This window comes from Agrobacterium sp. ST15.13.013, from assembly GCF_027956525.1.
GTDB lineage: Bacteria > Pseudomonadota > Alphaproteobacteria > Rhizobiales > Rhizobiaceae > Agrobacterium > Agrobacterium salinitolerans.
This window is the reverse complement of the sequence record NZ_JAQKGP010000022.1, coordinates 84,209-99,265: the sequence shown is the minus strand read 5'-3', so window position 1 is coordinate 99,265 and position 15,057 is coordinate 84,209. Positions and strand designations below refer to the sequence as shown.

Sequence of the window (15,057 nt, the reverse complement as noted above, 5' to 3'; positions counted from 1 at the left end):
TCGCCGCGAGCGCCCAGAACATCAAGAAAATAGCGATGGCGCTCACGAAAGCACCCAAACCCGCCTGGGGATGAGGAAACGAGGCTCATCTTATCTCCCATCCAGCATCGTAAAAGACGACAACAAAACGTCATCATCCCGAAAAAGAAAAAACCCGCCGAAAATATCGACGGGTTTGTCAGCGGTCTGAAGGCCCGCATTTTGCGGGCCTCTTGTTTTCACATCAGCGGCTGCTTTAGGCAGCCTTGCAGGCCTGCACCGCGCCCGGAAGCTTGCTCCAATCGGCATACCAGCTGTTGAAAAGCTTGAACTGCGCCTCGACATAACCGCGCTGACTGTCGGTCAGGGCGTCGGTTTCGTTGAAGTGCAGCGTGTATTCCTTGTCGCCCTTCAGCACCATCATGTGCTTGAAATAGAGAACCAGATCCGGGCCTTCATCGAAGGATGAGAGAACGGCCAGCGCCTGTTCCAGTTCCAGCGCGCGGGCGCGGGCATCGGCATCGCCCTTGGCGGCGGCCTGCGACAGCTTGCAGAGGTGAATGACTTCCTTCGGCAGGACATTGCCGATGCCGGTGATGGCGCCGGTGGCGCCGCAATTGACGAAACCGTGGAAGACTGCCGTATCAACGCCGATCATCAGGGTCACGTCGTCATCGCGGCTGGTGATGTTCTCGGCCGCATAACGCATATCCGCCGGGCCGCCGAATTCCTTGAAGCCGACGAGGTTCTTGTGTTCGGCGCGCAGCGCGAAGAAGAGGTCGGCGCGGGTCGCAAAACCGTAATAGGGGCTGTTGTAGATGACGGCCGGGATTTCCGGCGCAGCCGAAAGAATGGCCTTGAAATGAGCCTTCTGAGCAGCGATGACCGAACCGCGCGACAGAACACGCGGAATGACCATCAGACCCTTGGCGCCAACCTTCTGGGCGTGGGCGGCATGGGCAACGGCGGATGCCGTGTTGACCGCGCCGGTGCCGACGATAACAGGAATACCGGCCTTCACCAGACGCTCCACGCCTTCCATGCGCTGCTCGTCCGTCAGGAGCGGCCAGTCGCCCATGGAGCCGCAATAAACGACCGCCGACATGCCATCGGCGATCAGTTCCTTGCCCTTGCGGACAAGCGCATCGAAATCAGGGCTGCGGTCATCCTTGCAAGGGGTCATCAAGGCGGGAATCACGCCGGAAAAAATGCTGGCCGTCATTAATAGCTCCTAAGGGACAGTTTTTCGGGAATGGACGCACCTCCGCGCCACCCTTTCAACAAGGACATTACTATCTTGTATTTTATTTGTCGACAAGAAATCGACAAGCTACAGATTTATTTCCAGCCGTTCGTTTCGCACCAGAAGTTTCTGCACCTGCCGCACGATTTGTTCGGCGTGCTCCCGCGCCAGCCGTTCGGAAAGAGCGATATCGCGAGCGGCAATCGCCGCAATCATCTCTTCATGATCATCGACGAAGCGCTTGGGCAAACGATCATCATAGGACTGGTAATAAAGCCTGAGAATGCGCCGTCCCTCATCCAGGAGCCGCTTGAACAGGCTGGTGAAATAAGGATTGCGCCCGGCTTCGGCGATGGAAAGGTGGAGGGCGGCATTGGTGGAAATCATCGCCAACGCATCCTGCTTCTCGACTGCAATGGCAAATTCCACATTATGGGCGCGGATGCCGGCCAGATCCTCCGGACGGTGATATTGCGCGGCAAGCTGCGTCGTTACCCGATACATCAGCACCAGCGCATCGAAATAAGTGTGCATGTTGAGGAAGTCGATATTCGACACCATGGTCGATCGGTTCGGCAGCGTATCGATCAGCCCCTCGCCCGAAAGCCGCACCAGCGCCTCGCGGATCGGCGTGCGCGACATCTTGAACCGTTCGGCAAGCTGCACCTCATCAATGGGGCTGCCCGGCGGCAGAACCAGATCGAGAATCTCGTCGCGCAGCAGGTCATAGACCATCTTCACGCCAGAGCCGCGCTTACGCTCGGCAGAAGCAATAATATCAGACATTATCAAATCCCTCTTGTCGACATAAAGAGTACTATTATATTTTTCCCCGATCAACGCCGCGCAGCACCGCCGCTTTTTTGAATGGCGGAATAATCGTTCAAAAACAACAAAAAGCCGTCGCGAAAATTCCACACGACGGCTTTTGATCGTTAAGTTTGTGGCGCGGGTGCTTAAACGAACGACGATTGATCTTGGGAAGCGAGGAGCACGCCGCGTGCCTCTTCCCCCGCCAGGGAGAAGAAACGCCCAGCAGTGTCCCGTCTCAAGCCAGCATTATCAGTTGCGCAGGCCAGTGGCGACGACGGAAATCTTGAAAGCGCCGTCCAGCGTCGGGTCGAAGGAAGCGCCCATCACCACATCGGTTTCTTCGCTGACCGCCTCACGCACCAGCGTCATTGCCTCATCGATCTCGTAAAGCGTCAGATCGTTGCCGCCGGAGATGGAAACCAGCGCACCCCGCGCTTCCTTCAGAGACGGTTCACCGAGAAGCGGGTTGGCGATGGCTGCCGCCGCTGCTTCCGAGGCGCGTTTTTCACCCTTGGCCTGTGCCGTGCCCATCAAAGCCCGGCCGCCATTTTTCATGACGTAGCGCACATCGGCAAAATCGAGATTGACCAGACCTTCGCGCAGGATGAGATCGGTGATGCAGCGCACGCCAAGTGACAGGACCTTGTCGGCCGTCTTCAGCGCATTTTCGAAGGTCGTGCCGGCATCGGCAATGCGCAGCAGGTTCTGGTTTGGAATGACGATAACGGTATCGGCCGTGTTGAGCAGGTTGGCGAAGCCATATTCGGCAGCCCTCATGCGGCGTGCGCCCTCGAAGCTGAAGGGAAGCGTGACGACACCGACGGTCAGGATGTTCTTTGCCCGGCAGGCTTCGGCAATAACGGGGGCAGCACCCGTGCCGGTGCCGCCGCCCATGCCGGCGGTGATGAAGCACATGTCGTAGCCGCTCAGGTGATCCATGATCTCGTCAAGGGAATCGATCGCCGCCTGTCGGCCCACCTCGGGATCGGCGCCCGCTCCAAGCCCGCCGGTCAGTTCGGAGCTGAGTTGCACCAACCGCGGCGCATTGGTTTTCTTCAGCGCCTGCGCATCCGTATTGGCAGCGATGAAATCGACGCCGCCAATGCCCTCGGCAATCATGTTATTGATCGCGTTACCGCCACCGCCACCGACGCCGACGACGGCGATGTTGGGTGTGTTGCGGGCAATGGTGGCGCGCGGAGACTGGGTCATCGTCTTATTCTCTTTCTAAACTCATCGGGTCCGGCACCGTTTCTGAACGGGGCACGCGAATGATCGGCGGCGTCTCGGCGTTCCACTCCAGGCAAAGGAATGACGCCGTAACATCTTGAATTCCATGCGGGCCTTAAGGACAAATTGCGGCCAAAAGACTTGCGCTCCAGCGGCGAAAGATGCGCTACGGCAGCGTTCTCCCACCCCTTCCCCAGATGAAAACCAAACCGAATCAAATGCTTCGCCATTGCTTCGTCATAGCCGAAAAGGCACGCCGTTTACACTCTATTCACTATGTTTATCTCACTTTGGAACGAGTTGTCGCTCAGGGTGTTTGCTAGCCAACAGCGCCTGGCGGCGCGCAAAACGGAGGCAGGCAAATGTTGGCAGACGTCTTACAACGAGAAACGGGTTACAGCACGCAGCAGCCGCGCGTGCTGATCGTTGAAGACGAATTCCTGATTGCCATGGATATAGAAGATTCCATCATGCAGGCCGAAGATGAAGCCGACGTCATCGGGATTGCCAACCGTCTGGATGACGCGATCGCGCTCGGCAGGAGCGCTGACGTCGCCTTTGTCGACGTCAACCTTGCGGACGGGCAGACCGGACCGGAAATCGGACGCAGACTGTCGGAAAACGGCGTCGTCGTCATTTTCATGACGGCCAATCCAGAAGTCGTTGTCAACCTTGGTGTCGGCGCTGGCGTTATTTCCAAGCCTGTACCGCAAGATGCGGTGGAGCAGTGCCTCTCCTATGCCATAGCCAAACGGGCCGGCACACATGCCGTCACCCCCATCGGGATGCTGCCATTCGATTGAGATTGACGCTGGAAACTCCCGGTAAAACAAAAAAGCCTGCCGCGGGAGGAGGTGCGGCAGGCTTTCTGAAAAGATGAACAGCGATATGGGAGGAGGAAAACCGCTGTCCCCGGGGTAATCCATTGGGAGGAGGAGTAGGATTACCCGCATTACCAAAAGGATGTGGGAGGAGGTACATCGCTTTCGATGATTGGAAGATAGCATTTTTCTGCGCATTTGATAGGCAAAAGCTTGCAGCGCAGATATGCATTGAACGCATGGCGACTATTATCGCCCTTCGCATCCGATTTCATCGCCGCCTGAGTATCTGGCGGACATTCACCGCGAAGCTTTCGCTATCCCCAAAACAAAAAACGCCCGCTGAGCGGGCGTTCGTATATTCAAATGAGGCGATATGGCCTTGATTATTTGCCAACGGCGGCGCGGGCCACACTGGTGATCTGGCTGCGATCGATACCGAGATCGTGCAGTTCACGGGTGCTCATACGGCCGAGTTCGTTGATGGTCTGACGATATTTGCGCCAGTTATTGAAGCTGCGTGCTACGTTCATGACATTACCCTTTCTGAGGTTAAGGTGACGTCAGTAACATTTTCGTCCCGGCGTCTTCTGATGCGCTCTATATGCGCTTTCCGATGACGAATTAACAGGCAGAATAAGGCAATCCACCCATGCGCTGCATGCACGGGTTCCGACCTGTGGCGTGCGAAAATGAGAAAGGCGGCTGAAGTTTTGGCCGCCTGCAGACCCGGACCCCGTCGAGCAGCCTAGAATTTATAGCGGACGCCGAAGACATTGGCGTTCGTCGCACCCTTCATATTGCCCAGCGTCTTGCCGCCGCCGGAGCGGTGGTGCAGCCGCCAGAAAAATTCCGTCGGGGAATCCTCGCTGAAGGACACGTTGATTTCCGGCCCCAGATAAAACAGGACATTGGCGTTGCCGTCGTCCTTGATTTCCTGTTCACGCTCGCGGCCCCGCTGCGCATCCGTGACAAGGCTGAGGCCGGCGGTAAAGCTTGGCGTGATGAACAGACGCTCTCCCAGCCTGATCTGCTCGTAACGCGCGACGGGACCCGCCCAGACTTCACCCGTAAAGCCTTTGCCGAACCTGGCGGCAACGCCGATTTCGCCGCCGAGTTTCACATTGCCGATATGGTAAGGGTAGAACTGATAGCCGCCGCCCAGAATGGCGTTGCGCTCATATTCCACCGGAATGAGGGCTGCACTTTTCAGCATGTCTTCTTTCGTCAGGACGCCGCCAAAGCCGAATATCGCTTCGCTCGTCTGCAACGTCATATCTTCCGACGCGAGGGATGGCGTTGCCACCAGTGCGATCATGGCTGCCAGTGGCAGACGTGCTGCAATATTCATTTGCTACTCCTGAACAAAGCCCGCTTACCCAGTCGTCCTCATAGGCATATTCACGGAAGGCGAACATACCGTTACCGAACACAATAAATTCAACGCGCGCGGAAACGGGTGAAACAGGCGCATGATCGCGCTGGGGTCAGCGCAGGAACCGCCTGAAACGGCGAAGCGCGAAAACAAAAAGCGCAAAGCCGATGGCGAGCAACGCCAGCAGTTGCGGCCAGACCACATCCAGCCCCGCCCCCCTGAAGAGCACCGATTGCGCCAGAATGACGAAATGGGTGTTGGGTGCGAGAAGCATGATGTACTGGATGATATCAGGCATGCTTTCACGTGGCGTCATGGCGCCGGAGAGCACCTGCAAAGGCAGCAGGAACAGGATCAGCAACATGCCGAATTGCGGCATGGAACCTGCGACGGTCGCAAGGAAGATGCCCATCGACGTCATGGCGAAGAGTTGCAATGCCGTTCCAAGCAGGAAAAGTGAAAGCGAGCCTTCGATCGGAATGGCGAGCAGCCCCCTGACGACCACGAACAGGGAAAATGCCGAGGCCACCAGCACGACAAGGCCCATGGACCAGACCTTGCTGAGCATGATTTCCAGCGGCGTGACCGGCATGACCAGCAGATGCTCGACCGTGCCATGCTCACGCTCGCGAATGAGCGCCGCCCCCGTCAGCACGATCGACAGCATGGTGATGGCGGTGATGATGTTGTTGATCGCCCCGAACCACGACTTGTCCAGCTCCGGGTTGAAACGGGATCGCACTGTCAGGTCCACAGGCGCTGACGTCGCTCCGCGAGAGCGGTTGACATATTCCTGAACTTCGCTGGTTACGATGTTCTGCACATAACCGCCGCCGCTGAAGGCCTGGCTCATGCGGGTGGCGTCGATATTGAGCTGGATGGCCGGCTGCTGCCCGGCCATCAGCCGGCGCTGGAAATCCGGCGGGATGTTGAGCGCGAAAGTATCGAGACCCGCATCCATGCGCTTGTCCATTTCCGCAATGGAAATCTGCTTCGGCGGTGCGAAATAGGGTGGATAAAACGCCGTACTGATGCGGCCGGAAAGCGGCGACTGATCCTCGTCGACAATGGCGATGGCGGCATTGTTCAGCGTTTCCGGCAGCGCGCTGGAGCCGGTGTAGATTTGCAGCGTGAAGGCGTAGACAATGAGCAGCAGCAGCATGCCGTCGCGCGCAAGGCCGCGCAGTTCCTTGATGCCGAGCTGGAAGATGTTGGACGAAAACAGCTTCATGACGCCTGTTTCCTCAAAAGTGCGGCGCCGGCAATGAGAAGCAGCGGAATGGCGATGAGAAGCGGCAGGAAAGAGCCGGAGAGCCCGGCGAAATCCAGCCCCTTCGAAAAGGTGCCGCGCGAAATGGTCATGAAATAGGTAGCGGGATAGATGTTGCCGATAAAGGCGCCCGCCCCCTGTAGCGATGAAACGGGATCGATCATGCCTGAATATTGCGTTGCAGGAATAAGCGTCAGCAGGGCCGTGCCGAAGATTGCCGCGATCTGGCTTTTCATGAAGGACGACATGAGTAGGCCGATGGAGGTGGCAATGATGACATAGAGCAGCGCTCCCGTCGCATAGGCGAGATAACTTCCGGTGAAAGGCACCTGGAAGATGAAGATGGCGAAAGCCGTCAGAAGCAGGAAATTAAGCATGCCAAGAGCCACATACGGAAGCTGCTTGCCGATCAGGAATTCCAGGCGCGTGGTCGGCGTCACGTAAAGATTGACGATGGAGCCGAGCTCCTTTTCCCTGACGACGCTGAGTGCCGAAAGCATGGCGGGAATGAGCATCAGCAGCAGCGGAATGACCGCCGGCACCATGGCGACGAGGCTTTTGACGTCAGGATTGTAACGATAGCGCGTTTCGATGCTGAAACTGCTCTGCGTCGCCGCGCTGCCGTAAATCTCGACAGCCTTGCGCGCCAGCCATGTCTGGTGCATGCCCTGCACGTATCCGCGAACGGTTTCCGCCCGCTGCGGCATGGCGCCGTCGATCCACGCGCCCACCTCCACGGTTTTGCCGCGCAAGACATCCCGGCCGAAACCGGGGGGAATTTCGATGGCGAGGCTGAGTTCCCCGTCACGCATCCGCCGATCCATATCGGCATAATCGCGGATCGGTTCCTTTTCGATGAAATAACGGGAGCCGGCAATATCGAGCACGTAGTCACGGCTGATGGTGGAATCGTCGCGGTCCAGCACCGCGAAGGTCAGGTCCTCAACATCGAGATTGATGCCGTATCCGATGACAAACATCAGGATGACGCTGCCGAGCACCGCCAGCGTTCCGCGAATGGGGTCCCGCTGCAGCTCCAGCGCCTCGCGGCGGGTATAGCTGAACATGCGCCGGAAATCGAAAAACCTCTTGCGCGTGGGTGCGGCATGTTGCGTCGCTGGCACCTCCGCTGCCGGTGTGGGCTGTGTCGCGGGCTTTCCCTTCTTCACACCCGAGGCATCCTCGAGATAGGCGACGAAAGCCTCTTCAAGCGTTGCGGCATTGCGGCTCCTGGTAATCGCGTCAGGCGTATCGCTGATCAGCACCTTACCGGCATGCATCAGCGAAATGCGGTCGCAACGCTCCGCCTCGTTCATGAAATGGGTGGAGATGAAGATGGTGACATTGTCGTTGCGCGAGAGATCGGCAAGGATTTGCCAGAACCCGTCGCGCGCCACCGGGTCGACGCCGGAGGTCGGCTCGTCGAGGATGAGAATATCAGGCGAATGGATCATCGCCACCGCAAGCGACAGCCTCTGCCGGATGCCGAGCGGCAGGTCGTCCGGCAGTGTTTCCATGACAGCGCCGAGATCGAAACGCTCGGCCATTTCGGCGATACGCGGCTGAATGGTGTCTTCCGGCAGCTTGAACAGGCGAGCGTGAAGATCGAGGTTCTGCCGCACGGTCAGTTCTGAATAAAGCGAGAAGGCCTGGCTCATGTAACCGACGCGGTGGCGGATTGCCATGTCGCTGGCATCCACCTTGTGCCCGAAGAGCTTGGCTTCGCCTTCGCTAGCCGCCAGAAGCCCGGTCAGCATCTTCATGGTCGTGGATTTTCCGCAGCCATTGGAGCCGAGAAAGCCGAAAATCTCGCCGCGCGGAATCTTGAAGCTGACATTGTCGACGGCGGTAAAATCGCCGAAGCGCATGCTGAGATGCGACGCCTCGATGGCATAATCGGCCTCACCCGCCACCTTGCGCGGCGCGATATGCACCTCGTGGTAACCCTTGCGCTTTTCTTCGGGAAGAAGCGCGATGAAGGCGGCGTCGAGATTGGGTGCGGAGGTGCGCTCGAGAAGTTCGGCGGGTGAGCCGGTGGCGAGTATTTTGCCGCCGTCCATGGCGACCAGCCAGTCGAAACCGGCCGCCTCTTCCATATAGGCCGTGGCAACGATGACGCTCATACCCGGACGCCCGGCCCGGATGGAGCTGATCAGCTCCCAGAATTGCCGGCGTGACAGCGGGTCGACGCCGGTGGTCGGCTCATCGAGAATGAGCAGGTCAGGATCGTGGATCAGCGCGCAGCAGAGCCCGAGCTTCTGCTTCATGCCGCCGGAAAGCTTCATCGCGGGGCGGTCGGCGAAGGGCTCGAGGCCGGTGCTTTTCAGTAGCTCGGCAATGCGCGCCTGCCGCTCCCTACTGCCCTGCCCGAACAGCCTGCCGAAAAAGTCGATATTCTCGAAGACGGACAGGGTGGGATAAAGGTTCTTGCCAAGACCCTGCGGCATGTAGGCAATACTCGGGCAGGTATCCTCGCGGTGACGCGGATCGGACATATCACCACCCAGAACCTCCACCTTGCCCTTCTGGATGGCGCGCGCGCCAGAGACGAGCGACAACATGCTCGATTTGCCGACACCGTCCGGCCCGATAAGCCCTATCATCCGCCCGGCGGGGATCTCGACCGATATATCGGCCAGCGCGATGGTGCTTCCGAAGGTCAGCCGCACATCGGTCAGCCGCGCGACCGGTGCATTTCTGTCATTCGTTGCGGAGGGCGTGACCATCGCGGCCCCCCTCACTTGACAAGATTGCGTTCGAGGTTTTCCGGCCAGGCGGCCTGTGGATCAAGCCGGACATAGGCCATGCCGGGCAGCCCGGTTTTGACATATTGGATATATTTCTGCAGCAGTTCCTGCGGGATTTGCGCCCGCACCCGGAAGGTGAGCTTCTGGCGTTCCTCTTCGGTTTCAACCGTCTTCGGCGTGAACTGCGCGACATCGGCAACGAAGGAAACTTTCGCCGGAATGGTATATTGCGGGGCCGCGTCCAGTATCAGGCGCACATCCGAGCCCATGGACGTGCGACCGGCCTCGGCTGTCGGCAGGAAGAACGTCATATAGACATCGCCGAGATCGACGAGGTTCAGAACCCGTCCACCGGCGGACAGCACCTCACCGGGCTGGGCGATCCGATATTGCACGCGGCCGTCGCGGGGTGATTTCAGGGTCGCATCGGCGATATCAGTCTCGATGCTTTCAATATCGGCCTGCGCGGCGTCCACCGCCGCCTCGGCATCGACGATCTGCGCCTTGGCCGCGTTGATTGCGGCATCGGAGGCGGCAAGCGAGGCCTGGGCGGAGGCAAGCGTGGCGCGGGCGGACTGCTCGGCGGCTTCACTGTCATCGACGATCTGCTGCGAAACGGCGTTGCCGGTCAGCAGCTGTTTCGAGCGTGCATAGGTCTTGGAGGCAGAATCGAGCTGAGCCTTGCGCTGTTCGACCACCGCCAGCGCCGAGGTTTTTTCGGCTTCCCGCTGGGCGACAAGGCTGTGGGCCGTATCGATTGCTATTTTCGCACGGCGAAACTGTGCTTCGGCCTGACGCTTCCGCGCCTCCAGCTGGGCGGTGTCCATCTGCGCCAGCACCTGCCCCGCCTTCACGAAATCGCCTTCACGCACCATGATGTCCTGAAGGCGGCCTGCGGTCTTGGTGGAAATGTCGATTTCGACTGCTTCGATCCGGCCGTTGCTGGCCACAAATCCGGCGGGAAGCCCCTCACCCTTCAGCTTTGACCAGGAGAAATAGGCGATACCGGCAATAACCAGAACCACCAGACCAACGAGCAAGCCTTTTTTAGACATCCGTCTTCCCCATGAACCCTTCGAATTTCAACCCTAATACGATGAAACCGAAGAAGCCAGCCACCTTTGCGTTTAGTATTCGCACCCGACATTTCTCCTGTTTGAGGAGAACGGGCCGGGTTAAGGGCTGTTTACGTGAGGATGTGTTTTGCGGCTTTGACACAAGTCAAGTGCGAGGGAGGTTTCGCTACGTGGTTGGATCCTCGAGACAACTCGTCCCGAGGATGACATCGAATATCGAGAGAGGCATTTCGGTGAACTCGACCGCAGACGAAAACCCGCCACCTCTCATTGGCTGCAGCAACCGCGCCTTACACCGCGCGCGCCCGCTTCACCTCCACCTGCGTCCATTCCGGCAGCCAGTCGCGATGGGCGAGCAGCAGATCGTCCACCAGCGACCAGATCTGGTCGAGATCCAGTTCCGCCGCCGTGTGCGGGTCCATCATCGCCGCATGGAAGATGTGCTCGCGGTTTTCGCTCATCAGCGCCCGCACCGTCAGTTCCTGCACATTGATGTTGGTGCGCATCAGCGCGGTGAGCTGCGGCGGCAATTCGCCGATGAAGGTGGGCTGCACGCCGTTATGATCGACCAGGCAGGGCACTTCCGCCGCGCAATCCAATGGCAGCGAGGTGATGCAGCCATTGTTGCGCTGATTGCCATAGATGACGGAGGGCTCGCCGGTCCAGACCGAGTTGATGATGGAGGAGGCGTATTCCTTCGATGGCTTGACCTCGATCTTGTCGGCCGAACGATAAGCGGCCGCCTGCCCCTTCCAGCGCTCGATCTGCTCGATGCAGCGCTTGGGATATTCATCGAGCGGGATGCCGAATTTTTCGATCAAATCCTCGCGCCCTTCCTTGATGAAATAGGGCGTATATTCGGCGAAATGTTCGGAACTTTCTGTGACGAAATAACCAAGCCGCGTCAGCATCTCGTAACGCACCTTGTTGGGGCAACGCGGGTTCCAGCCGGGTTTTGGCGCACGGCCTTCGCGGTAGCCGCGCACGAGGTCCGGATAGAGGTTCTTGTAGCTGCCATCGGGCTGGCGGTGTTCGAATTCGAGGAAAAACGCCATGTGGTTGATGCCGGCCGAACGGTAGCGAATTTCCTCGTAAGGAATATCGAGATCGTGGGCGAGTTCCATGGCCGTGCCTTGCACGGAATGGCAAAGGCCGACCTGCCGGATCGTCGGATATTTCTCCGCAATCGCCCAGGTGTTGATCGCCATGGGGTTCACATATTGCAGCATGATGGCGTTGGGGCAGACGGCCAGCATGTCCTCGCAGATTTTCCACAGATGCGGCACGGTGCGCAGGCCGCGCATGATGCCGCCGACGCCGAGCGTATCGGCGATGGTCTGGCGCAGGCCGTATTTGCGTGGCACCTCGAAATCGGTGACCGTGCAGGGTTCGTACCCGCCGATCTGGAAGGCGACGACAACGAAATCAGCACCGGCAAGCGCCTTTTTCTGGTCGGTGTAGGTCTCGGCTTTCGCCTTTGCCCCCAGCGTCGAAATCAGCTTGTTGACGACGACGGCGCTTTCTTCCAGCCTTTCACGATTGATATCCATCAGCGCGATGGTGGCGCCCGAAAGGGCCGGACGCTGGAGCACGTCGCCGATGATGTTCTTCATGAACACCGTGGAGCCTGCACCGATGAATGTGATCTTGGGATCTCTTGCCATGTCTACCTCCGGCATTGTGAATTCAAGCGATTTCAAAGGCGGCCCGTACAAGCCGCTGAGTATACTCGGTTTTAGGGTTGCTCAGCACATCCTCGACAGGGCCTTGCTCAACGATCTGCCCGCGCTGCATGACGATGACGCGGTGGCAGAGCGCGCGGACCACTTTCAGGTCGTGCGAAATGAACAGGTAGCTTAAGCCCCGCTCATCCTGCAGCTTGCGCAGAAGGTCGATAATCTGTGCCTGAACGGAAAGATCGAGCGCCGAGGTCGGCTCATCGAGCAGGATGAATTCCGGCTCCAGCGCCACCGCACGGGCAATGGCGATGCGCTGGCGCTGGCCGCCGGAGAATTCATGCGGGAAACGGGAGAGGATGTTGCCGGGCATGCCGGCCGCCTCAAGGGCGTCGCGCACCCGGTCCAGCCTTTCGGCTTTCGTCCGGCCAAGGCCATTGACGACAAGACCTTCCTCGATGATCTGACCGATTGTCATGCGCGGATTGAGCGAGGCGAATGGGTCCTGAAAGACGATCTGCATGCGCGAACGCAAAGGCCGCATTTCGGCGCGGGAGCGGCCATCGACCCTTTCGCCGTCAAAGACCACTTCGCCGCCCGCCGGCTCGTTCAGCCGAAGCAGGGATTGTCCGAAGGTCGTCTTGCCGGAACCGGATTCACCGACGAGGCCCAATGTCTCGTGCCGCCTGAGGGTGAGCCCCAGACCATCGACGGCTATCAGTTCCTTCAGTTCCGGTTTGAACAGCCCGCCGTAACGCATCATGAAAGAGACGCGCACGCCGCTTGCCGTCAGCAGCACGCCGGACTTTTCCGGCAGCGGCTTTGCCGTGCCATGCGGTTCGGAGGCAAGCAGCTTTTTCGTATAGGGGTGTTGCGGCGCTTCGAAGAGCTTTTCCGTTGTGTTGTGCTCGCGCATCTCACCATGCTGCATGACATAGACGTAATCGGAAAACTGCTTCACGATCGTCAGGTCATGGGTGATGAGAACCACGGCCATGCCGCGCTTCTTCTGCAGATCGCGTATGAGGTTGAGAATCTGCGCCTGCACCGTCACATCGAGCGCAGTGGTTGGCTCATCGGCAATCAGCACATCCGGATCGTTGGAAAGCGCCATGGCGATCATCACACGCTGCCGCTGGCCGCCGGAAAGCTGGTGCGGATATTGTTTCAGCCGCGCTTCCGGCTCCGGTATCTGCACCTGCCGCAGCAGATCGAGCGCCCTCGCCTCGGCTTCCTTGCGGCTGAGCTTCGAATGGACGCGGATCGCCTCGACGATCTGACTGCCGATCGTATAGATCGGGTTCAATGAACTCATCGGCTCCTGAAAGATCATCGAGATGCGGTTTCCGCGCAGCGCCCGGCGTTTACTGCTGGAGAATTTCAATATGTCGTCACCGTTGAACCGCACGGTCGCGGATTTCGAAACCGAAGCCCGCTTCGTCAGAAGCCCCATGATCGTGCGGGCCGTGACGGATTTTCCCGAACCGGACTCGCCGACGATGGCAATCGTCTCGCCCCGGTAAAGCTGAAAGGAGATGTCCTTCACCGCCTCCACCGTGCCGTGCTCCACCTTGAAGGTCACGGCAATGTTGCGGGCGTCGATGATGGCGTCGTCGTGACGGTCAACGGCATCGAAGCGGATGGCGGGGGCGTAGGCCTTGTTCTGGGCAGCTTCCATTTCACGCTCCTCTCAATAGGGATCGACGGCATCGCGCAGGCCGTCGCCGAGCGCGTTGAAGGCGAAGACGGTGACCAGCACGAAGCCGACCGGGGCAAGGATCCACGGATAGGAGCCGATGACGGAATAGGTCGCCGTATCCTGCAGCATCAGGCCCCAGGAGATGAGCGGTGGTTTGACCGCAAAGCCAAGGAACCCCAGGAAGGATTCGAGCAGAACGACGCTCGGAATATGCAAGGTCACGGCAACGATCACATGGCTCATCACATTCGGCAGGATGTGCTGGAAGATGATGCGCTGGTCGGTCGCGCCAACGGCAATCGCCGCGCGCACATAATCGATACGCGCGAGCGCCAGCGTCTTGCCGCGCACCTCGCGCGACATCTGCGCCCAGCCAAGCGCCGACATGACGCCGACCACAAAGACAAGGAACACGGTCGTCGGTGCGGTGACCGGAATGAGCGAGGTCAGCGCGAGATAAAGCGGCAATTGGGGAAAGGCCAGCACCACTTCCACAAAACGCTGCACCCAGGCATCCAGCGGCCCGCCGAAATATCCTGATATCAGACCGACACTGGTGCCGATGACGGTGACGATGGCGACGACGCTTAAGGCGATGGCAAGCGAGATGCGCGAGCCGTAAATGGCGCGCGACAGCACGTCGCGTCCGAACTTGTCGGTGCCGAGAAAATGGACAGGCTGGCCCTCGGTCGAGCCGAAGAAATGCCGGCTCATCGGGATAAGGCCCAACAGCCTGTATTCCGCACCTTTGACGAAGAAGCCGAGATAGACGGGATTGTCGTAATCCGGCCCGACGATGGGCTGGAAGGTGACGGGATCGAGTTCTTCCGTCTCGGCGATGGCATAGACGCGCGGTGCAAGGCTTAAATTGCCGTCTTTGTCGAAGAAACTGACCACCTGCGGCGGCGAGAAGCTGGCATTGGTTTCAAGCGGGTTCATCGGCGCGAAGAAATCCGCAAAGACGGCAATCAGGATCAACAGCGCTACCAGCACCAGCCCGACCATGCCGGTAAACGAGCGCCGGAAACGCCGCCAGACCAGTGCGAGATAGGTCTCGTTGCCATGGGTGGAGCGGTCGGGTTTTGCCGCGGTAGCAGTTTCGGTTTTCACGTCGTCAAACGCCATCAT

At 59.0% G+C, this 15,057-nt stretch carries 13 protein-coding genes; 2 read left to right on the top strand and 11 right to left on the bottom strand.

What is annotated here, in order from left to right; genetic code table 11:
- Positions 1-190: hypothetical protein (locus tag PL597_RS20305; RefSeq protein ID WP_271366119.1), on the top strand; the 190-nt coding region annotated here is incomplete at its 5' end.
- A gap of 45 nt (positions 191-235) precedes the next feature.
- On the opposite strand, the gene PL597_RS20300 is transcribed toward PL597_RS20305, so the two are convergent.
- From PL597_RS20300 to ftsZ, 3 genes are all read right to left on the bottom strand, one after another.
- Positions 236-1,201 carry a dihydrodipicolinate synthase family protein gene (locus PL597_RS20300; protein WP_137411157.1) on the bottom strand — a complete coding sequence of 322 codons (966 nt, stop codon included), beginning with the start codon at positions 1,199-1,201 and terminating at the stop codon, positions 236-238.
- Positions 1,202-1,309: 108 nt separating this feature from the next.
- Positions 1,310-2,008, bottom strand: coding sequence for a GntR family transcriptional regulator (locus tag PL597_RS20295; protein ID WP_077983918.1), 699 nt, complete (start codon positions 2,006-2,008; stop codon positions 1,310-1,312).
- 276 nt (positions 2,009-2,284) lie between these two features.
- The gene (ftsZ, locus tag PL597_RS20290) at positions 2,285-3,247 is read right to left on the bottom strand and encodes a cell division protein FtsZ (protein ID WP_003521714.1); all 963 of its coding nucleotides are present in this window, start codon (positions 3,245-3,247) and stop codon (positions 2,285-2,287) included.
- 380 nt (positions 3,248-3,627) lie between these two features.
- Between ftsZ and PL597_RS20285 the strand changes: the two genes are divergently transcribed.
- Entirely contained in the window at positions 3,628-4,068 is a 441-nt protein-coding gene (locus tag PL597_RS20285; RefSeq protein WP_077983919.1) for a response regulator, read from the top strand.
- A 404-nt stretch (positions 4,069-4,472) separates the two neighbouring features.
- On the opposite strand, the gene PL597_RS20280 is transcribed toward PL597_RS20285, so the two are convergent.
- The 8 genes from PL597_RS20280 to PL597_RS20245 all read right to left on the bottom strand — a co-directional run bounded on the left by PL597_RS20280 (position 4,473) and on the right by PL597_RS20245 (position 15,057).
- Positions 4,473-4,619, bottom strand: coding sequence for a DUF1127 domain-containing protein (locus PL597_RS20280; protein WP_077983920.1), 147 nt, complete (start codon positions 4,617-4,619; stop codon positions 4,473-4,475).
- Between the two features lie 215 nt (positions 4,620-4,834).
- Positions 4,835-5,437 (bottom strand): hypothetical protein, encoded by a 603-nt coding sequence (locus PL597_RS20275; protein ID WP_165691259.1) that lies wholly within the window; start codon positions 5,435-5,437, stop codon positions 4,835-4,837.
- A gap of 136 nt (positions 5,438-5,573) precedes the next feature.
- Positions 5,574-6,692: an ABC transporter permease gene (locus tag PL597_RS20270; protein WP_416372242.1), complete on the bottom strand. Its 1,119-nt coding sequence runs from the start codon at positions 6,690-6,692 to the stop codon at positions 5,574-5,576.
- The gene (gene rbbA, locus PL597_RS20265) at positions 6,689-9,457 is read right to left on the bottom strand and encodes a ribosome-associated ATPase/putative transporter RbbA (RefSeq protein ID WP_271366118.1); all 2,769 of its coding nucleotides are present in this window, start codon (positions 9,455-9,457) and stop codon (positions 6,689-6,691) included. The genes PL597_RS20270 and rbbA overlap by 4 nt, the downstream gene beginning before the upstream one ends.
- Before the next feature lie 11 nt (positions 9,458-9,468).
- Complete coding sequence (locus tag PL597_RS20260) at positions 9,469-10,533, bottom strand: HlyD family secretion protein (protein ID WP_077983923.1); 1,065 nt, start codon at positions 10,531-10,533, stop codon at positions 9,469-9,471.
- A gap of 311 nt (positions 10,534-10,844) precedes the next feature.
- Positions 10,845-12,218: an alpha-glucosidase/alpha-galactosidase gene (locus PL597_RS20255; protein WP_137411161.1), complete on the bottom strand. Its 1,374-nt coding sequence runs from the start codon at positions 12,216-12,218 to the stop codon at positions 10,845-10,847.
- Between the two features lie 22 nt (positions 12,219-12,240).
- Entirely contained in the window at positions 12,241-13,908 is a 1,668-nt protein-coding gene (locus PL597_RS20250) for an ABC transporter ATP-binding protein (RefSeq protein WP_077983925.1), read from the bottom strand.
- A gap of 12 nt (positions 13,909-13,920) precedes the next feature.
- Positions 13,921-15,057, bottom strand: a complete 1,137-nt coding sequence (locus PL597_RS20245; protein WP_271366116.1) for an ABC transporter permease — start codon at positions 15,055-15,057, stop codon at positions 13,921-13,923.

What these genes read in the sequence shown, in the direction of transcription:
- PL597_RS20300 (WP_137411157.1), bottom strand. Translation starts at nt 1,201, where the DNA reads ATGACGGCCAGCATTTTTTCCGGCGTGATTCCCGCCTTGATGACCCCT.
- PL597_RS20295 (WP_077983918.1), bottom strand. Translation starts at nt 2,008, where the DNA reads ATGTCTGATATTATTGCTTCTGCCGAGCGTAAGCGCGGCTCTGGCGTG.
- ftsZ (WP_003521714.1), bottom strand. Translation starts at nt 3,247, where the DNA reads ATGACCCAGTCTCCGCGCGCCACCATTGCCCGCAACACACCCAACATC.
- PL597_RS20285 (WP_077983919.1), top strand. Translation starts at nt 3,628, where the DNA reads ATGTTGGCAGACGTCTTACAACGAGAAACGGGTTACAGCACGCAGCAG.
- PL597_RS20280 (WP_077983920.1), bottom strand. Translation starts at nt 4,619, where the DNA reads ATGAACGTAGCACGCAGCTTCAATAACTGGCGCAAATATCGTCAGACC.
- PL597_RS20275 (WP_165691259.1), bottom strand. Translation starts at nt 5,437, where the DNA reads ATGAATATTGCAGCACGTCTGCCACTGGCAGCCATGATCGCACTGGTG.
- PL597_RS20270 (WP_416372242.1), bottom strand. Translation starts at nt 6,692, where the DNA reads ATGAAGCTGTTTTCGTCCAACATCTTCCAGCTCGGCATCAAGGAACTG.
- rbbA (WP_271366118.1), bottom strand. Translation starts at nt 9,457, where the DNA reads ATGGTCACGCCCTCCGCAACGAATGACAGAAATGCACCGGTCGCGCGG.
- PL597_RS20260 (WP_077983923.1), bottom strand. Translation starts at nt 10,533, where the DNA reads ATGTCTAAAAAAGGCTTGCTCGTTGGTCTGGTGGTTCTGGTTATTGCC.
- PL597_RS20255 (WP_137411161.1), bottom strand. Translation starts at nt 12,218, where the DNA reads ATGGCAAGAGATCCCAAGATCACATTCATCGGTGCAGGCTCCACGGTG.
- PL597_RS20250 (WP_077983925.1), bottom strand. Translation starts at nt 13,908, where the DNA reads ATGGAAGCTGCCCAGAACAAGGCCTACGCCCCCGCCATCCGCTTCGAT.
- PL597_RS20245 (WP_271366116.1), bottom strand. Translation starts at nt 15,057, where the DNA reads ATGATGGCGTTTGACGACGTGAAAACCGAAACTGCTACCGCGGCAAAA.